This window comes from Planctomycetota bacterium, assembly GCA_016872555.1.
Lineage (GTDB): Bacteria > Planctomycetota > Planctomycetia > Pirellulales > UBA1268 > F1-20-MAGs016.
In genome coordinates, this window is record VGZO01000011.1 from 1 (window position 1) to 19,001 (window position 19,001).

The 19,001-nt window shown below is 71.7% G+C and carries 15 protein-coding genes; 9 read left to right on the forward strand and 6 right to left on the reverse strand.

Going from position 1 to position 19,001, the window contains the following annotated elements:
- Nucleotides 1-69: 69 nt before the first annotated feature.
- Both FJ309_05440 and FJ309_05445 read left to right on the forward strand, forming a co-directional pair.
- Nucleotides 70-774: a hypothetical protein gene (locus tag FJ309_05440; protein ID MBM3954043.1), complete on the forward strand. Its 705-nt coding sequence runs from the start codon at nt 70-72 to the stop codon at nt 772-774.
- A 43-nt stretch (nt 775-817) separates the two neighbouring features.
- Nucleotides 818-1,735, forward strand: a complete 918-nt coding sequence (locus FJ309_05445) for a GNAT family N-acetyltransferase (GenBank protein MBM3954044.1) — start codon at nt 818-820, stop codon at nt 1,733-1,735.
- On the opposite strand, the gene FJ309_05450 is transcribed toward FJ309_05445, so the two are convergent.
- Complete coding sequence (locus FJ309_05450; GenBank protein MBM3954045.1) at nt 1,668-2,852, reverse strand: glycosyltransferase; 1,185 nt, start codon at nt 2,850-2,852, stop codon at nt 1,668-1,670. The two genes, FJ309_05445 and FJ309_05450, sit on opposite strands and share 68 nt — an antisense overlap.
- Before the next feature lie 289 nt (nt 2,853-3,141).
- Between FJ309_05450 and FJ309_05455 the strand changes: the two genes are divergently transcribed.
- The gene (locus tag FJ309_05455; GenBank protein MBM3954046.1) at nt 3,142-4,335 is read left to right on the forward strand and encodes a cytochrome P450; all 1,194 of its coding nucleotides are present in this window, start codon (nt 3,142-3,144) and stop codon (nt 4,333-4,335) included.
- Nucleotides 4,336-4,418: 83 nt separating this feature from the next.
- On the opposite strand, the gene FJ309_05460 is transcribed toward FJ309_05455, so the two are convergent.
- Nucleotides 4,419-4,943 (reverse strand): hypothetical protein, encoded by a 525-nt coding sequence (locus tag FJ309_05460; GenBank protein MBM3954047.1) that lies wholly within the window; start codon nt 4,941-4,943, stop codon nt 4,419-4,421.
- Between the two features lie 240 nt (nt 4,944-5,183).
- Nucleotides 5,184-7,919 (reverse strand): hypothetical protein, encoded by a 2,736-nt coding sequence (locus tag FJ309_05465; protein MBM3954048.1) that lies wholly within the window; start codon nt 7,917-7,919, stop codon nt 5,184-5,186.
- 130 nt (nt 7,920-8,049) lie between these two features.
- Between FJ309_05465 and FJ309_05470 the strand changes: the two genes are divergently transcribed.
- From FJ309_05470 to FJ309_05485, 4 genes are all read left to right on the forward strand, one after another.
- Entirely contained in the window at nt 8,050-8,379 is a 330-nt protein-coding gene (locus tag FJ309_05470) for a nucleotidyltransferase domain-containing protein (GenBank protein ID MBM3954049.1), read from the forward strand.
- Complete coding sequence (locus FJ309_05475; protein MBM3954050.1) at nt 8,367-8,837, forward strand: hypothetical protein; 471 nt, start codon at nt 8,367-8,369, stop codon at nt 8,835-8,837. The genes FJ309_05470 and FJ309_05475 overlap by 13 nt, the downstream gene beginning before the upstream one ends.
- Nucleotides 8,838-8,956: 119 nt before the next feature.
- On the forward strand, nt 8,957-11,740 hold the full coding sequence (locus FJ309_05480; protein ID MBM3954051.1) for a c-type cytochrome: 2,784 nt from the start codon (nt 8,957-8,959) through the stop codon (nt 11,738-11,740).
- A 220-nt stretch (nt 11,741-11,960) separates the two neighbouring features.
- Complete coding sequence (locus FJ309_05485; protein MBM3954052.1) at nt 11,961-13,892, forward strand: DUF1549 domain-containing protein; 1,932 nt, start codon at nt 11,961-11,963, stop codon at nt 13,890-13,892.
- 47 nt (nt 13,893-13,939) lie between these two features.
- Here the strand turns inward: FJ309_05485 and FJ309_05490 are convergent, their stop codons facing one another.
- Nucleotides 13,940-14,980, reverse strand: coding sequence for an alpha/beta fold hydrolase (locus tag FJ309_05490; GenBank protein MBM3954053.1), 1,041 nt, complete (start codon nt 14,978-14,980; stop codon nt 13,940-13,942).
- A gap of 229 nt (nt 14,981-15,209) precedes the next feature.
- Between FJ309_05490 and FJ309_05495 the strand changes: the two genes are divergently transcribed.
- Nucleotides 15,210-16,655: a DUF1501 domain-containing protein gene (locus tag FJ309_05495; GenBank protein ID MBM3954054.1), complete on the forward strand. Its 1,446-nt coding sequence runs from the start codon at nt 15,210-15,212 to the stop codon at nt 16,653-16,655.
- Nucleotides 16,656-16,664: 9 nt separating this feature from the next.
- Here FJ309_05495 and FJ309_05500 read toward each other — a convergent pair whose 3' ends face one another.
- The gene (locus FJ309_05500; protein MBM3954055.1) at nt 16,665-17,810 is read right to left on the reverse strand and encodes a DegT/DnrJ/EryC1/StrS family aminotransferase; all 1,146 of its coding nucleotides are present in this window, start codon (nt 17,808-17,810) and stop codon (nt 16,665-16,667) included.
- The gene (locus tag FJ309_05505; GenBank protein MBM3954056.1) at nt 17,807-18,325 is read right to left on the reverse strand and encodes a GNAT family N-acetyltransferase; all 519 of its coding nucleotides are present in this window, start codon (nt 18,323-18,325) and stop codon (nt 17,807-17,809) included. The genes FJ309_05500 and FJ309_05505 overlap by 4 nt, the downstream gene beginning before the upstream one ends.
- A gap of 200 nt (nt 18,326-18,525) precedes the next feature.
- Between FJ309_05505 and FJ309_05510 the strand changes: the two genes are divergently transcribed.
- On the forward strand, nt 18,526-18,921 hold the full coding sequence (locus FJ309_05510; GenBank protein ID MBM3954057.1) for a hypothetical protein: 396 nt from the start codon (nt 18,526-18,528) through the stop codon (nt 18,919-18,921).
- Nucleotides 18,922-19,001: the final 80 nt, after the last annotated feature.

A 19,001-nucleotide genomic window follows, 5' to 3' on the forward strand; every position in this document is an offset into this window, starting at 1 on the left:
CTCGCCGTTTACACTCGTCGTCACCCGATCGGCCGTTTCCGTCCGGGGCGAGGCACAGGACCGGCGACGATGGAGTACGTGATCTGCTCGTGCCCGCGGACGGGATCGCACCTGCTGGCCGAGGCGCTGGCGGCGATCGGGGCGGGGCGACCCCGCGAGTATCTCAACCCGATCACGTCCCAGGGGAACGCGATGGTCCCGCGGCCACGGTTCCTCGAGCCCGACCCGGACGGTTACTTCCAGAGGATCCGCGGCGAGAACACCGTCGACGGGATCTTCGGGATCAAGGTCCATTATCCCCAGCTGGCGGTGTTCGACGGCGGAGCCGACGGGCTCGTGCGCCTCCTGCCGGCGGCGCGGTACGTGTCGGTCACGCGCCGGCGCACGCTCCGCCAGGCCGTGTCCTACGCGAAGGCCACGCAGTCGCGGGTCTGGCGTGCGGGTCTCCGCGAGCACCGGCGCCCCCGGTTCAACCACCTGCGGATCATCAAGCACCTGCTGTTCGTGGCCCAGGAGGTCGAGCAGTGGGAGCGCTTCTACCAGCGCCACGGCATCAAGCCGCTGAACTTGGTCTACGAGGAACTCGACGAGGACTACGGCGCGACCATGCGCCGTGTCATCGGTTTCCTCGGCCTGGAAGCCGACGTTCCGCCGCGGCCCTTGGCCCGGCAGGCGGACCAGATCACCGAGGAATGGGTCGATCGGTCGCTGGGCTTCCTGCGCGGGAACGGGCTCCTGATGCGCTCCATCCGGAGGATCGCGACATCATGGTGAGTCGATCGGCGGCGAGACGGTCCCACCGCGGGACGGCCGTGAAGTGAATTCCCGTTCGGTACTTCTCGGCGCCTTCTTCCGTGCCCTCGGCCATGCCGTCCACCAGCGCGACGGGGTCTGCTGGGTCGAGGTCGGACGACTGTCGCTGATGGCGGTGCCGGCGACCGAAGCGGTCGCCGTCGCCCCGGGCGCTGTCGACACGGTGCTCCGTGACACCGGCCGCGTGGCGGCGACGTTCGTGTCGGCTGATGGAACAGGCGTACCGGCCGTCGCCTGGTGGGTGCGCGATCCGCACTACGGACTGGCCGCCGTGCAGCGGCAGTTCCGCCAGAATCTCCGCCGTGGCCAGGGGAAGGTGACGGTCCGTCGGCTCGAGTGGCGGGAGTTCCGCAGCCTTGCTTTCGAGGTCCACTGCCAGGCGGCCGCGGCCCGCGGTGGGCCGGCACCGCCGACGACCAGCGCCGGCGGCTGGAATCGCCTGTGCGACCTCCTGGCCGACGACGTCCGGTTCGAGGCGACGGGCTGCCTCGTCGATGGCAGCCTCGCCGGCTCGATCGTCTCGCTCACGGCCGATGGACTGTGCGAGGGGGTGATGGCGGACTGCACGCCGCGCTTCGCCGGTGTCCGACCCGCCCATTGGCTCTACCATCGCTTCGCCGCCGAGATGATCCGCCGGCCGGGGATCCGCGGCGTGACGGTGGGCCGGCAGGGGCTTCCGCCCCGCACCTCGCTCGACGCCTTCAAACGCCACGCGGGATACGCGCCGGAGCCGATCCAGATCGCCGCGGTGCTCCATCCGCGCTGGCGGTCCGCACTCGAACCGGCGATGACCCGCGCCGTGATCCGCTGGACCGCGCGGCTTCTCGGCCCCCGGGCAGGCGCCCTGGCGAACGTCAGCCTGCTGGATGCCGCGGTGGCGACGCGGCGAAGTGTCCGCGAGCGCGATCGAGCGGCCGGGTGAAACCGGCCAGGAATCCGCCGGTGAACGCGACCAGCCGCGCCCACCGATGACCGCCTCCGAGCGAGACCGACACCCCCACCGGCCGCGCGACGAAGCGGCGCGCGAGCCGACCGAGCAGACCGACGGCGCTTCGCGGCTGTTGCCGTGCGAACTTCCCGAACACCGCTCCGGTGCCGTACCAATTGCGGCGGATCAGCTCGGCACGGCGGTGCAGCGGCCAGATGTCCTGGTGAGTGACGCGGATGGCCGGAGCCTCATGCACGGCCCATCCCCCGGCCAGCGCCCGGAGGACGAAGTCGACGTCCTCCGCCGCCGCCAGCGGTGCGCCGACGCCGAACGTCTCGTCGAAGCCGGCCAGTGCCGTCGCGACAGCTCGGCGAATCGCGATGTTGGCCGACGTTCCGACCAGCGTCGGCAGATCCTCGACCGCGTGGACCGTCACGGTATCGGTCCGCACCGAGGCCTGAACGAAACCCCGCGTCGCGTCGTGATCGCAGGGCTCGACGTTGCCGTGAACGACGCCGACCACGGGGTGATGATCGAAGGTCGTGACGACCGACTCGAGCCAGTCATCGGCCGGTTCGCAATCGTCACCGGTCACCGCGATCAGTTCGGCGCGTGCCGCGTCGATCCCGCGGTTGAGCGCCCGGGCCAACCCCCGGTCGCGCGACGGCAGGTGACGAATCCTCGGGTCGCCGAGCGCCGTCAGTGCCGCCGCCGTCTCGGCCACACGCGCGCTTTGGTCCACCACGCAGATCTCGAAGTCCTGCCACGATCCACGGCGGATCGCCGCGATCGGGGTCAACACGGCGGTGCCCCGGTCGCGTGTCGGCAGGACGACCGAGATCCGCGGCGGTCGGGCGGCCCGGGCCCGGGTCGACGACGATGGGTTCCGCACCGGAGACGTCGTCATCGAGGTGATGCCTTGCGTGGTGTCCATTCCGCCGGTCCCCCGAACGTCGGATGGTACCATCCCGTCCACACGTCTCGTGACGATCCGCTCGGTGCCGCCGTCGCGGCCAGCCGGGGCGCGTCGTCCACGTTCCTTCCCCGACACCATCGCCGTGGGTTCTTCCGGGAATTTCGTGGCAAGGGGGCCTGGATCCCGGAAAATCATCGGTTTTACTCCAGGGAACGTGCTGGTCCCGGCCCCCGCGGCGCCCCCTCTCCTCCAAGCTGGGCCCACAAGCCCGATGGGCGGAAAACACCGGGGAAAAGCGCCTTTGAGGGTGAATGCAGTGGGTTTCGGCCCCACTGATCACGCCGTCCGCCATGCACTTCCCCATTCTTGAACCTGTACGCCCGTCGACACTCTTCAGCCACGGAAATCCCCGAAGAGCCTCGCCGTGACCTCCCCCTCGAGCGTTCCGCAGGGCCCTCGACGGCTGCCGGCCGTGGGCCATGCCATGGCGTTCCTGCGCGACAAGCCCGGGTACTTGCTTCGCTGTCACGAGCGTTACGGGGAGACCGTCCGGCTGTCTCTGGGGGGACCGACTCTGTTGATCACGGCCCCGGAGGACGTGCGGCACGTGCTCGTCTCCGCCGCGGGACGGTATGGAAAGAGCCCGCGACTGGTCAGCGAGACGGCCCGGCGCCGACTGGGCACGAGCCTGTTCACCGTCGCCGATGCCGACCATGCCCGCCTCCGCGCGCACTCGATCCGCTGTTTCCATCCGCAACGCCTCGCCGATCGCCAGTGGCTGCTGGATCGGCACTGCGAGGAATTCGCCGCCGCCGCCGTGCGCCACGGGACGGTCGACACCGACCGGCACCTGGCGCCGTTCGTGGCCGCGTGCATCGTCGAGGTGCTGCTCGGTACCGACAGTGCGCGGCGCCGGCCCGGGTGGAGCGCCGCGCTCGAGGAGCGCAGGCGCGCCGACGAGGCCGCGTTCGCGGTCGTGCCGCTGGCGAGGATCCGGTCCGGATCACGGCGCCGGTCGCTGTCGCGACTGGTCGCCGAGGCGATCGTGGACGGCACCGACCCCGACGCGATCCTGCACGGCCTGCTCGACGATCCGGACGCCGATGCTGCACGGACCCTCGCACCGGGTGTCGAGCAGATCCTGCTGGCGGCTTACGAGACCACGACGATGATGCTCGCGTGGACGATCGAACTTCTCGCCCGCGCTCCCGACTGGATGGATCGATGCGGCGAGGAGTCGGTGGCGGAGCGGGTGATCTCCGAAGCGCTGCGGCTCTACCCGCCGACCTGGCTCTTCGTCCGGGTCGCCACCGCCATGGACCGGCTGCCCGGGGGTATCGCGGTGCCGACAGGCACGAAGGTCTACCTGTCGCCGTACGTGAGTCAACGCTCCTCCGCGGCCTTCGTCGAGGCCGCGCGGTTCGATCCCGACCGGTTTCTCGCCGATCGCACCGTCGATCCGTGGCGCTATTTCCCGTTCGGTGCCGGCACGAGGAGTTGCCTTGGTGAGCGGCTCGCCCGCCGGCTCGGCGCGACGTTCCTCACCGCCCTCGCGCGGCGGGCCCGTCTCGCTCCGCTCAACCGCCATTCACCACGGCCGCTCGGGCGCGTGACGCTCCGCCCGGCGCACCCGATCCGCGTGGCGGTGGCGGAGCGCACAGGTCGCGTGGGCCGGTGACGACTCTCCCCGCCGCCGACCCGCAGCGCGACCAGCCGAAGCGGCCGGCCCAGCGCGCACGGCCTTGAATCACGAGGACCGACTCAGTCTTCCGAGGAGAGAGGCCCGGGGCCGAAGCGCGCGGCGGACTCGGCGATCCGCCGCTGGACACCCGCGACGATCGACCGGATCTCTGCCAGATCGGTGTCCGGAAGATGGTGGGCCAGTTCCGCGAGGATCGGCTCCATCTCCGGCCGATGGGCGCGAAGCAGCACGGCGATGTCGTGCTCGTAGTCCTCGACCCGCGCGAACCGCCCTTGGCGGTAGAGCGACGGCAGTGCGAACAGCTTGAGCAACAGCAACCCTTCGACCGTGGCGCAGACGACGGACCGTTCGACGAACCGCTCCCGTCGGGCATGCTCCCGTCGGACGATCTCGAACAGGGCGTGATCGGCGAGCAGGATGTCGATCTGAAGACCATCGAACTCCGCCCGCGCGAAGCTGTCGTTGCGCTCGACGACGCGCACTTCGGGAATCCGCGGGATCTGGTCAGCAGGAATGATCAGATCGATGTCCTGGGTATTCCGGCCCGGCGCATGGACCCGCATCGCGATCCCGCCGACCAGCACGTAGCCCACTCCGCGCTCCTCGAGGAGATCGAAGAGCGCCGGGATCGCAGCCAGCAACCGGTCGAGATCCATGGCCGACAATCCCACCGGAGAGCGGGGATTGAAAACGATCGCCTGGGCGATCATGTCGCCAATGCACAGCGGAGACGACTGCATCAAATCATTTTACACGGCCGCGCGGTCGAATCCTGAATCACTTCGCGGCCGGTAACGAGCGCTCCGCGACTCGCCCGGCCGCCGTCAGGGCGCCGCCGGCGCCGGGGCGCTCCCCGCCGCAGGTGCCGCCGGCGGCGCGGGGGGCGCGACGCGCTCCTTCACCCGGCGGTCGACACCCTCGAGCTCCGCGCGCAGCTTCCGCTGCTCGTCGGCGACACGCGACAGCTCGCCGCGCAGCTCCTTCACCTCCTGCGGCACCGCCGGCTGGCGCTGGCGGAGCTTCTCCAGGGCCTCGGTCGCCACCTTGCCGACGCGGTCGTCGGCGCCGAGCTGCGCGAACCCCTCGAGCACCGGCCGGGCGCGCGGATCGCCGAGCTCGCCCAGTGCCGCCAGCGCCGCCGAGCGGACCGGGATGCGCTGGTCGGCGGTGTGGGCGAGGAGAAACTCGCGGACGGTCTCCTTCTCGGTCCGCTCGCTGCCGAGCCGGCCGGCCGTCTCCAGCGCCCGGGCGAGGACCCGCGGCGGGAAAGCGTCGCCCCGGGCCTTGACCGTGCGCACCAGCGCCTCGAGGAGCGACTCGTCGTGGGTCGCGGCGAGGGCCGCGATCGCTCCGGCGGCCACCTCCTGACGGAACGACTCGCTCCGCAGCCCGTCGAGGAGGGCGTCTCGCGCCTGCCCGTCGCCGTACTTGGCCAGGCCCTCGAGCGCCGCGGCGCGGATCGCCGGATTGGGTTCGTCGCGGGCGACGGCGACGAGCCGCTCCATCACCTGCGGCCGGTAATAACCCGCCAGCGCCTCGACGACGCGGCGGCGGACGCGGGCGTCGGGCTGCGCGAGCGAGCGCGAAAGCTCGTCGAGCGCCTCGTCGCTGCCAGCCGCCTGCAGCGCCGCCGCGGCCTGCTCGCGGACGCCGCGGAACGGATCCTCACGGAGCACCCGGCCGAGCCGCTCGACTGCCCCGCGCGTCTTCTTCGCGGCCAGTGCCTTGACGGCGCGGATCCGCCCGATCGGATCGTCGGCGCTTTCGAGCTGCACCAGGTGCATCGCCTCGGGGAGATCGAAATCGACGCGCGCAAGCAGCGTGTATTCCGGATCGAATCGCACCAACACCGGCTGCGCGGAGAGCGCGAAGTCGAACTCGTGGGCCGCGCCGTCGACGGCCACGGTCCGGTCGACGACCGTGCCGTCGGGGAGCACGAACCGGAACGTCGCCGGGAAGGCGAACAGGAGGACGTCAGCCGACACCGGCTGCGTCTGCCGGATGGTGACGTGGGCCAGCTTCTCCTCCGGCTGCCAGCGGTAGTCGATCTCCAGGTCGGGGTGGCGGCCGTGGTACAGCCACTGGTCGAAGAACCGGTCGAGCGGCCGGCCGCTGGTCTCCTCGAGGACCTGGCGGAAGTCGTCGCTGGTCACCGTGCCGTAGGCGTGGCGCTCGAGGTAGGTGCGGACCGCCTGGCGGTAGAGATCGGCTCCGAGCTGGTGGCGGAGCATGTGGAGGACCCAGCTCCCCTTGGGGTAGGCCCGCCAGTCGAACTGCTCCCGCGCGTCGCGGTAGCCCTTGAAGACGATCGGCCGCGGGTCGGCGGCGTTGGGGAGGATCTTGTTTTCGGCGTCGAGCCACAGGCCGTAGAGCAGCTCCTCGGTGCCGAGGAGATGGCCGGCGTGGAGGTGGGAGTAGTAGGTGGCGAAACCCTCGTTGAGCCACAGGTGGCTCCAGTCCTTGCAGGTCACCAGGTCACCGAACCACTGGTGAGCCATCTCGTGGGCGTCGAGCGACCGGGTGGTGCGGATGTTCTCGGTCTCGCCGGAGAACAGCGTCTGGTCGGTGAGCGTGGTGAGGCTCGTGTTTTCCATCCCGCCGGCGACGAAATCCTGGATCGTCACCTGGTCGTACTTGACCCACGGGAAGGGGACGCCGATCTCGTCCTCGAAGTAGGCCATGATCCCGGGGGTGTCGCGGAACGAGTTGGCGGCGACGGCGGCCGTCGACGGTTGCGTCCAGAACGCCAGCGGCACGTCGCGGTGCTTCCCCTCGAGCTTCACAAGGTGCCCGGCCACGAGGCACACCAGATAGCTGACGTGCGGCTTGTCCTGGAGCCAGCGCACCGCCTTGAGCCCGGTGGCGGGGTCGGTCTCCTCGCCGACGAGCCGGCCGTTGGAGAGCACGGTCATCGCCGGCGGGACGTGGCAGATCATCTCGGTGGTGCACTTCTCGTTGGGATAGTCGTGGCACGGAAACCAGTGGCGCGCCTCGTGCGACTCCCCCTGTGTCCAGACATGCGTGTCGCCGGCGGGATAGCCCATGTCGGGCGTGCGGAAGTACAGGCCACGCCGCGGCTCGGCGGAATGGTCGACGTGGAGCGTGACTTCGCGGCCGGGGGCGATCGGCTCGGGGAAGGCGACGGTGATCGAGTCGCGCGCCACGACGACGTCGCCGACGGGCACGGCAGCACCGGCCGCCTCGGCGCGGACGGAATGGACGGTCAGGTCGACCGCGTCGAGGCGCAGCGTCGACAGCGGCCGGGCGATCGGCTTGAACGACAGCGACGTCGTCGCCCGGACCGAGTGGCGGGCGAAGTCGGGGGTGCAGTCGATCTTGATGTGGAGCATGTCGACGGCACGGTCGGGGGCGTATTGCCGCGCCGCCGGCTCCCCCGCGGCCGCCGCGGCGGCGCCATGGTCGGCATGGCCATGGAGGTCGCCGTGGTGACAACGGCAGAGGATCTCCTCCTCGGCGGCGCCGAGCAGGCCTGCGGCCGGCAGGCCCACTGCCAGGAGGACGACTGCGACCAACGACGACGGGCGAACGGACCGGAACATGCCTGCCTCCCGCGGGAAACCACCATGGCCGAACCGCGCAAGTATAGTTCGCGCTTTCTGGCCGTTCCCGGGGGAGGCGCGGTGGCCGGCACGGTGCGCGAGACCCCCGTTTTCCCGGTACCATCCGGGGATGGATCTGCTGCGGGAATCGATCGCCGAGCGGGCAGCCGACTGCGAGCGGGAGCGGCTCCGGGTGCGCGAGCGACTCGCGGCCGGGCTGGCAGCCTGTCTGCCGCAGGGGAGCCGGGTCTGGGTCTACGGCTCCCTGACCGAGCCTGCTCGATTCCGCGAGTGGTCCGACGTGGATCTGGCGCTCGAGCAGGACCCGCCCGCGATGAGCATCCATCTCCTGGCGAGTCTGCTCTCGGAGCGGTGTCAACGCCCCGTCGATGTCTGCCTGATCGGCGAGACGAGACTCGAGCCGCAGATCCGACGGCATGGTGAACCATGGACCGTATAGGACTGTCGATTCTCGAGCAGGAGCTCGCTGCCGACGCCGCCGTGATGGCGGAAGCGGCACGACTGGCGGCAGAACGACTGGCCGACGAACATCCCGGGCACCTGTCGGCCTGTGGGTACGAGCTCAACCGGTTATACAACGTGCTGGAGAAGAGCTTCGAACGGCTCTGCACGGCGTTCGAGAACCACTTCGAGAAATCGGGGGACTACCACGAGCGGCTGCTCGAACGGGTGTCGCTCGACCTTCCGGGAATCCGACCGCGGTTCGTGCCGGCCGATCACAGGTCACCGCTGCGCGAGCTGAAAAGTTTCCGGCACTTCTTCCGGCACGCCTACGAGGCGACCCTCAGAGGCGACCGCCTCGCGGAGCTTGTCGGTCACGCGCGGAGCGTGGCCGCGGCGTTTCCGGACTGGAGTCGCCGCTTCTGCGCGGCGATCCGCGCGGACCTGGGCCATTGACTGTCGCGCGGTCGCCCCGCGCCGGCTCCCCGCACAGGACACCGGCGGGGCGGCGCTGCTCCGCCGGGGAGCCCCGCCCGCTGACGGCGCCGCCCTGGCACCCGCGGCGGGCAGGTATCATGGCCGCGACACCGGGACGGTCGCGCGGCTGCCGCGCACGGCCCTTTTCCCCCGAGGACTCGGTTGCGATGCGCGTCTCTTCCCTCGCCGTGGTTGCCTGGCTGATGACCACCCTCGCCGCCGCGGCCCAGGCTCCCGCGCGCTACGAACAACCCGCCGAACGGATGCCGACCGCACCCCAGGCCAGCAGCGAGACGGCGCCGTTCGCCGTGCCGGCAGGGTTTACCGTCGAACGGCTGTTCGTCGTCCCCAAGGACGAATTGGGCAGTTGGGTCTGCCTCGGCACCGACGGCCAGGGGCGGCTCGTCGCCAGCGACCAGGGTGACAAGGGTCTGGTGCGGATCACCCCCGCGCCCCTCGACGGCTCGCGGCCGACGGTCGTCGAGAAGATCCCCGTGCCGCTCAGCGGTGCCCAGGGGCTGCTGTGGGCGTTCGACAGCTTGTATGTCGTCTGCAATGGCGGGCCCGGCAGCGGCCTGTACCGGGTGCGCGACAGCGACGGCGACGACACCCTCGACGCGGTCGAGAAGCTCCGCGCGTTCGACGGCGGCGGCGAGCATGGCCCGCACGCGATCCGCCTGTCGCCCGACGGCACGCGGCTGTTCATCGTCTGCGGCAACCATACGAAGGTGCCGTTCGAAATGACCGATGTCACCCCGCCGCAGACCATGGGGGGCATCCGCCCCAACCAGCGCCGCGTCACGCTCCCGCGCGAGGCGAGCAGCCGGCTGCCCGCCAACTGGGACGAAGACGTCGTCATCCCGCGGATGTGGGATGCCAACGGCCACGCCACCGGGATCCTCGCGCCGGGTGGGTACGTCGTCAGCACCGACCGCGACGGCAAGGAGTGGGAAGTGTGGACGGCCGGCTATCGCAACGCCTACGACTTCGACTTCAACGCCGACGGCGAGATGTTCGTCTACGACTCCGACATGGAATGGGACTTCGGCACGCCGTGGTACCGCCCGACGCGTGTCAGCCATGCCACCAGCGGCAGCGAATTCGGCTGGCGGAGCGGGTCGTCGAACTGGCCCGCCTGGTATCCCGACAGCCTTCCAGCCGCCGTCGACATCGGCCCCGGTTCGCCGGTCGGGGTGACGTTCGGCACGGGGGCGAAGTTCCCGGCGGCGTACCAGAAGGCGCTGTTCATCTGCGACTGGACGTTCGGAACGATCTACACGATCCACCTCGAACCGCAGGGCTCAACCTACGCCGGGGTGAAGGAGGAATTTCTCTCGCGCACGCCGCTGCCGCTGACCGACGTCACGATTCTCCGCGACGGGGCGATGTACTTCACCGTCGGCGGCCGTGGCGGGCAGTCGGAACTGTACCGCGTCAGCTACGCCGGGCCCGAGCCGACGGCGCCGGTCGACGCGCGCGACCCTCGCGACGCCGACGCGCGCGCCCTGCGCCGCTCGCTCGAGGCGTTCCACCGGCCGGGCGACGATGCGGCGGCGGTGGCGGCGGCCCTGCCCCACCTGGCCAGCCCCGACCGGTTCGTCCGCGCGGCGGCGCGCGTCGCGCTCGAGCACCGTCCGATCGGCCTCTGGCAGGGGAAGGTGCTCGGCGCCGCCGACGCGACGGCCGTGATCCAGGGGGCGATCGCGGTCGCCCGGCAGGCCGACCCGCCGGCGCAGCCCGCCGTCCTCGCCGCCCTCGACGCGCTCGACCCGGCCCGGCTCGTGACGGCGGACAAACTCGACCTGGCGCGGGCCTACGAATTGACGCTCGTGCGCCTGGGCGCCCCTGACGACGCGGCCGCGGCGCGGATCGCCGCCCGCCTCGGGCCGCTGTTCCCGTCGGGCGACTACGATCTCGACCGCCAGCTGGCCAGCGTCCTGGTGGCGGTCCGGGCGCCGGGGATCGTGGGCAAACTGGTGGCGGCGTTGGCGGCGCCGACCGGCTCGGCAGCGACCACCAACCTCGCGCCGCGCGAGGCCGACCTGGATCGGCTCATCGAGCGCAACGCCTCCTACGGCGGCGCCGTCCGCTCGGCGCTCGAGAAGCGCAGCGATCTCCTCCAGATCCACTACGCCTACGTCCTCCGCGCGGCCGACGCGTCGGCCTGGACCACGGCCGACCGCAAGGGCTACTACGAATGGTTCGGCCGGGCACGGCAGTGGGCCGGCGGCAACAGCTTCCGGAAGTTCCTCACCAACATCGAGGCGGAGAGTCTGGCGCGACTGACTGAAAACGAGAAGCTGGCGCTCGAGACCCTCGGCGTCCGCAAGCCGTGGGTGGCCCCACCGCTGCCGGCGCCCGAGGGCCCGGGGCGGCAGTGGACCACCGCGGCGGTGCTCGCCGCCGCGTCCGACAAGCTCGACACCGGCCGCGATTTCGAGCACGGCAAGCGTGCCTTCGCGGCGGCGCGGTGCATCGTCTGCCACCGCTTCGGCGAGGAGGGGGGCGCCACCGGGCCCGACCTCACCCAGGCCGCCGGCCGGTTCCAGGTCAAGGACCTCGTCGAGGCTCTCGTCGAGCCGAGCAAGGTGATCTCCGACCAGTACAAGGCGAGCATCGTGCTGACCGCCGACGGCAAGGCCTACACCGGCCGGATCGTCGCCGAGTCGGCCGACTCGCTGACGGTCGTCACCGATCCCGAGGACGCCACCAAGGCGGTCACGATCCCGCGCAGCGACGTCACCGAGATCCAGACCTCGTCGCAGTCGCTGATGCCCAAGGGGCTCCTCGACACGCTCAACGAGGAGGAGGTGCTCGACCTGGTGGCCTACACGCTGTCGCGCGACAAGGGGAATGGTGGGCGGTTCAAGAAGAAGAAATGACGGTGACTTCCCGGGGCGTGCCCGGTCGGTGGATCGGCGGATGAAGCCTCGCTCGGGCTCGACAGAGGGGGGCGCCCCTCGCGCCTCTGCCCTCGCATCGACCCGCAGCACGGGGCGACGGGCCGATGCGAGGGCGACGGCGGAGGGGCTTCGCGGGTCCCTGGAACACGGTGGTCGTTCTGGCGTGGATCGTTTCGTCCGCGGACAAGCGGGATCAACCATGCCCATTCGCACTGGCTCGCGGTCGTGGGCCGCGCTCGTGGTCGGCGTGGCGGCCGCGCTGGTCACGCCGGGCGCCGGTGCCGACGGTGGCGCGGGCGTCGACTTCGCCCACGAGGTCGTGCCGATCCTGCGGAAGCACTGCGCGAAGTGCCACACCGGCAGCGCTCGGCAGGGGGGCTGGTCGTTCACCGACCGGGAGGTGGCGCTGGCCGGCGGTGATTCGGGGCAGCCGGCGATCGTCCCGGGCAAGCCGGCCGACAGCGAGCTATTCCTCCGGGTCACGAGCACCGATCCCGAGCTGCGGATGCCGAAGGAGGGTGAGGCGCTCCCCGCCGCCGCGGTCGACGTCCTGCGCCGCTGGATCGCCGACGGGGCCGCGTGGGAGGAGGGCTTCTCGTTCGGCGGAGCGGTGCACGAGGCGCCGCTCGAGCTCGTGCCGGTCGTGCTGCCGGAGCCGCACGACGGCCGCGTTCATCCGATCGACAGGCTCGTCGACGCCCGGCTGACTGCCGACGGGATCCCGATCCTGCCGCGCTGCGACGACGCCACGTTCATCCGCCGCGCCAGCCTCGACCTGGTCGGCCTGCTCCCCGAGCCCGCGGCCGTGGCGGCGTTCGTCGCCGACGCCGATCTCGGCAAGCGGGCGCGGCTGGTGCGCGACCTGCTCGCCGACGACCTCGCCCGGGCCGAGCACTGGATGACGTTCTGGAACGACCTGCTGCGCAACGACTACACCGGCACCGGGTTCATCACCGGCGGCCGGCGGCAGATCACCCCCTGGCTGCACCGGGCGCTGGTCGACAACATGCCGTTCGACCGGTTCGTCCGCGAGCTGGTCGCCCCCGGCGAGGAATCGCGCGGATTCGCCGACGGGATCGTGTGGCGCGGCACGGTGAACGCCAGCCAGACGGTGCCGATCCAGTTCGCCCAGAACGTGGGGCAGACGTTCTTGGGGATCAACCTCAAGTGCGCCAGCTGCCACGACAGCTTCGTCGACCGCTGGACGCTCAGGCAGACCTACGACCTGGCGGCGATCGTCTCCGCCGACCCCCTCGAACTGGAGCGCTGCGACGCCAAGACCGGCGCCGTGGCCACGCCGGCCTGGCCGTTTCCCGAGCTCGGCCAGGTCGATCCCGCCGCCCCGCCCGCCGAGCGCCGCCGGCAGCTGGCGGCGCTCCTCACCCTGCCCCGCAATGGCTGGCTGTCGCGGACGCTGGTCAACCGCCTCTGGCAGCGCCTCTTCGGCCGCGGCATCGTCCATCCGGTCGACAGTCTGCGCGCCAAGCCGTTCAGCCCCGAATTGCTCGACTGGCTCGCGGCCGACTTCGTCGCCGGGGGCTGGGACGTGCGCCACGTGCTCGAGACGATCTGCACGTCGGAGGCCTACGGCGCCGCCACGCCCCCGGTCGCCGGCCTCCCGGCCGCCGCCACGCCGTTCCGTGGGCCGCTGCCGCGGCGGCTGACCGCCGAGCAGTTCGTCGACGCCCTGTGGCAGCTCACCGGCGCCGCCCCCGACCGGCCCGATGCCGACGTGACCCGCCAGCGGCCCGATGCCTCGGCCCCGCTGCCGATGGTCCGGGCGGTGCTCGTCAAGTGCACGCCGCTGCAAACCGCGCTCGGCCGCCCCAACCGCGACCAGGTGGTTACCTCGCGCCCCGGCGACCTGTCGACGCTCGAAGCGATCCAACTGGCCAACGACCAGTCGCTCGCCGACATGCTCCGCAGCGGTGCCGGCCGGATCCGCGCCGCGTGCGGCGACGACCCGGCGGCGATCGCCGACGCGATCTTCACCGCAGCGCTGGCGCGGCCCCCCTCGGCCGCCGAGTCGGTGGCGGTGCGCGACCTGCTCGGCACGGAACCGACCGACGCGTCGGTCGCCGACTGCCTGTGGTCGGTGATGATGCTGCCGGAGTTCCTGTTCGTGCGGTAGCGCGCTGTACGAAGGCTCTCGTCGGCCCGGCCCGCGCGCGGGGAGCGTCAGTCGCCCGCCGGCCGGCCGGTGACGATCTCGACCACGCGCCAGTCGAGCCAGCGCGTGTCGGGGTCGGGCCCGCGCCGGCCGACGAAGCCGACGTGGCCGCCATGGTCGGTGGCCACGAGCCGGACGCAGTCGGGGTAGGCGACGCGGTCGGCCGCGAACATCGAAAACGGCACGAGCGGATCGTCGCGCGACGTGATGATCGTCGTCGGGATCGCGATCGCGGGGATGAACCGCGCGGCGCTGGCGTGACGGTAGTAGTCGAGGGCATCGCGGCGGCCGATCGCCGGGGCGGTGAACCAGTCGTCGAACTCGCGCAGCGTCCGCGGGCGCGTCGGGTTGGTCGGCTTGACGGCGTCGGGGCGCGTCTCCCACCACGCCTCGAGGTGCTTGACGAGGACGCCGGTGAAGTGGCGGTCGTAGACCCGGTTGGCACGGCTGGCGATCGACTCGACGCCGGCGACCAGATCGATCGGCGGGTTGACGGCGATCGCCCGGCGCACCGCGACGGGCACGCGCGCCGGCGCCTCGCCGAGGTACTTGAGGAGGACGTTGCCCGACAGCGAGACGCCGAACAGCGTCAGGTCGGGGTCGACACCCGTCGCCCCGCGGCAGCGCTCGACGACGGCGGCGACGACCGCCGCCAGATCGGGGGAGCAGCCGGCGTGGTAGGGCAACCGCGCCCAGGCCATGCCGGCGCCGCAGCCACGCATGTCCCAGCGGAAGACGCGGACGCCGCGGGCACCGAGCTTGGCGACGAGGCGCACGAGCAAGGGCGTGCGGTGATGGTCGGCCAGGCCGTGGGAGAGAAGGGCGACCTGGCCACCGGGCGCCCAACCGGCGGGGAGGTCGTCGTGGAGGGCCAGCGCGTCGCCGTCGGGCAATTCGACGCGGGACAGCGCCGCAGTGTGGGGCTGGTCAGGAGGGGGAAAGAACGTCGGCAGGATCGTCTGGGCGTGGCGATTGCGCAGCCACCAGGGGGGCGCGAAAGGGGGTTCGCCGCCGGGGGATGAGTCAGCGGGATGGTTACCGGGCGGCATCGATCGGTGTCTTGCGGTGTCGGGCCACGACCGTGGTTTCAGGGGCCGTGCGGGGTCAAGCCTCGGCTCGGGATCTGCAGAGGGGGAAACGTGGGTGAAGCCGGTGAGTCGCGAGCGGGCCGATTCCGCGTCGGCCTCTCCCGGGATCAGACTCTACAGTAGAGGATGTCGAGATGTGGGGTCCGGTGTGGACAGGCCGATCGCGAGACACCCCCCGGGAGACCGACCGATGGCACGCCGTCCGAGCCGCGATCCGTCGCAGGCCGCTACGCGGCGCGAGTTCGTCGGCGCGCTGGCCGCCGCCGCCGGCGCGACGCTCGCGCTGCCCGAACCGCGCCGGCTGCTCGGCGCCGCACCGGTGCCGGCGGCCCGTGCCGACGCGATCATCGTCCTGTGGATGGCCGGCGGGATGGCCGCCCCCGACACGTTCGACCCGAAGCGCTACAAGCCGTTCGAGCCCGGTTTGGCGGTCGCCGACGTGATCAGCACGTTCCCGTCGATCCCCACGGCGATCGACGGCGTGCGGATCTGCCAAGGGCTCGGCGAGATCGCCTCGGTCCTCGACCGCGGCACGCTCGTCCGCTCCCACGTCCAGCCCGACCTGGGAAGCATCCTCCACTCGCGCCACCAGTACCACTGGCACACCGGCTACGTCCCGCCGCAGACGGTCGCCTGCCCGCACCTGGGCGCGTGGATGGCGCGCGTCCTCGGACCGCGCAATGCCACCATGCCCCCGTTCGTCACCATCGGCCAGCGGCTCGAGGGGATCGGCGAGAACGAGGAGATCAAGGCGTTCACCACCGGTGGGTTCTTCGGCAGCGAATTCTCCCCGCTCAACCTCCCCTTCCCCGAGGAGGCGGCGCTGGCCGTGCGCCCCCCGCAGGGCATGGACGGCGACCGGTTCGCCGCCCGCGAGCGGCACTTCAAGAAGCTCTTCGCCGCCTCACCCCGGCGCGAGTTCACCAGCGACTACCACCAGGAATCGCTCCTCCGCAGCGTCGACAACGCCCACCGTCTGCTGTCGTCGCGGGAGCGCGAGGCGTTCGACATCACGCTCGAGCCGAAAGAGGTCGTCGAGCGCTACGACACCGGCCGGTTCGGCCGCGGCTGCCTCCTCGCCCGGCGCCTCGTCGAGCAGGGGGCGCGATACGTCGAGGTGACGACCGAATACGTCCCGTTCCTCCACTGGGACACCCACGAGCGCGGCCACGAGACGGTGGCGCGGATGCACGGGGAGATCGATCGGCCGATCGCGGCGCTGGTCCGTGACCTCGAGGCCCGCGGCCTCCTCGACCGAACGCTGGTGGTGATCGCCAGTGAGTTCAGCCGCGACATGATCACCGAGGGGCGGCCCGGCTCGACGGCCACCGACCAGGCCAAGAGCCCCAAGGACTTCCTCCTCGAGCCGGCCCACTACGGCCAGCACCGCCACTTCACCGGCGGTTCGACGGTCGTCCTGTTCGGCGGCGGCGTGAAACGCGGCAGCGTCTACGGCCGGACCGCCGACGAGCGCCCCTGCCTGGCGGTCGAGAATCCGGTGACCATCGCCGATCTCCACGCCACGCTGTTTTCCGCGCTCGGCGTCGATCCCGCCACCGCCTTCGAGATCGAGGGGCGGCCGTTCTACGCCACCGAGGACGGCAAGGGGCGCCCCGTCGACGATCTGTTCGCCTGACCGATCCGCTCAGGCGGCGCGGAGCCGTCCCGGCCGGCCGGCGGTGACGGCGGCGATGAGCCTGTCGCAGACGTCGTGGACGTCGGCGTCGGACAGGAGCGTGTGGGTCGGGAGCATCAGCCCGTCGCTTCCCAGCCGCGCCGTGACCGGCAGTTCGCCGCCGCGCCGGGCATGGTCGACGCGGTACGGCGGCAGCGTGTGGATCGGCACGAACAGCGGCCGGGTCTCGACCCCCTCCGCCGCCAGGCGGCGGGCGACTCCGTCGCGGTCGATGCCCGGTGCCGGATCGACCAGCGCCGAGAACATCCACGGCGACGTCACCGCCCAGGGGGCGTCGGCGCGGAGCGTGATCCCCGCCACGCCACGGAGCCGCGACTCGTAGAGGGCGACGATCTCGCGGCGGCGGCCGACGATCGCCTCGCGGCGCTCCAGCTGCGCGCAGAGGATCGCGGCGGCGACGTTGGTGAGGCGGTAGTTGAAGCCGACGATCGGAAAGTAGTAGCGGCGGCGTGGATCCATCCCCTGGCCGCGCAGCATCCGCAACCGCGTCGCCAGCGACCGGTCCTGGAACGTCACCGCCCCCCCCTCGCCGCAGGTCAGGACCTTGTTGCCGTAGAACGAGAAGGTCCCGATTCGTCCCAGGCTTCCCGTCGTCCGCCCCTTGTAGGTCGCGAACGTCGCCTCGGCCGCGTCCTCCACCACCCACAGCCCGTGGACCGCGGCGAGGTCGAGGAGCGGGTCCATGTCGGCCGGATGGCCGAGGAGGTGGACGGCGATGATCCCCTTCGTCCGCGGCGTGATCGCCTCCTCGACGCGCACCGGGTCGAGGCACCACGTCGACGGCTCGACGTCGACGAACACCGGCTCGGCGCCGCAGTAGCGGACCGCATTGGCGGTGGCGATGTAGGTCATCGACGGGACGATCACCTCGTCGCCGGGACCGACGTTGAGCGCTTCGAGCGCCAGGTGGAGCGCCGTGGTGCCGTTGCTGACCCCGATCGCCTCGCCGCCGCCGCAGGCCGCGGCGAACTCGCGCTCGAAGCGGTCGAGGAACTCGCCGGTCGAGGAGATCCAGCGGCTGCGGATCGCCGCCAGCGCGTACTCCTCCTCGAGGGCCGACAGATCCGGTTCGGCGATCGCGATCCGCCCCTTCATGCCGCCTGCTCCTCCGCACGGTGTTCGAGATCGACGACGCCGACGAGGCGCCGCTCGTCGAGGGCTTCGAGCCGGTAGCCGAGCGACTCGTACAGCGCCAGTGCCGGCCGGTTGCCGCGGACGACGGTGAGCCGCACCCGGTTCGCCCCGCGGCGGCGCGCGACAGCGTGGAGATGGGCCATCATCCGCCGCGCCACGCCCGCCCCGCGCGCCTGTGGGTGGACGGCCAGGCCCAGGCTCGGCACGGCGAACCCTTCGCCCCAACCGCGGAGCAGCCCATAGGCCACGACCCGGCTCCGCGTGACCGCGACGTGGTACTCGTCTCCCGCCGGCGTGGCGATGGCGAGCCGGCGGAGCGTGGCGTGATCGAACGGATGGGGGTGGAAAAAGCGCTCCTCGCCGGCGGCGACGAGCGCCTCGAGGAGGTCGGCGACGCCCGCGACCCACGCTGGCGAGAGGGTCTGGCACACCGGCACCGCGGTGCCTGCCCGTCCCGTTTCCACCGGCAACGTCATCACGATCTCTCCGACCGGCCGAGACCCCGCGGACTCCCGCCCCGACCCAGGAGTGGTCTTCGGCAGACTCCCGCGCGGTTGTCCACGCCCCACAACGTGTCCGCTACCTCCCCACCAACCGTCTCCACCCCATCGGCCTCTCCCGACGCGCCGTCGCGGTAGGCTGTCGGTCGAGGCATCGTTCCCGTCGGAAGGCACCCGTGGACCACGAGCGATTATCGCGACGCCGCGCCACCGCCGGCTGCCTGGCGGCCCTGCCCCTGCCGGTCGTGGGCGGGTGCGGACGCCCCCGCGCGCCCGCCGTCGTGGCGATCGACCTGACGACGATCGACGACGAGGGCCTGCGCGGCACCGGCGCCGGGCGCGTGGCGGTGTCGTACGAATTCGCGATCCCCGACACCGCCGCCACCCGCGATGCGATCCGCCGCATCGACCGGTCGGTGGAGTTCATGCCCGGGTCGCGCGGACGCGTCGGCGCCACGGCCGGCGAGTGCCTGTGCATCGGGAGCACCCACCAGCCCGGCTGGCGCGACGTGCTGGCGCGCCTCGCCGAGTTTCCCGGGGTCGAGCGGATCGTCGAGTGCCACCACGAGTGACCGGCGCGGCGCAACTGTCTTGCCGCGGCGCGCGACGGCGGCACGGGTTGTTGCCGCGGGCGCGGTCCGCGCCGATCGTG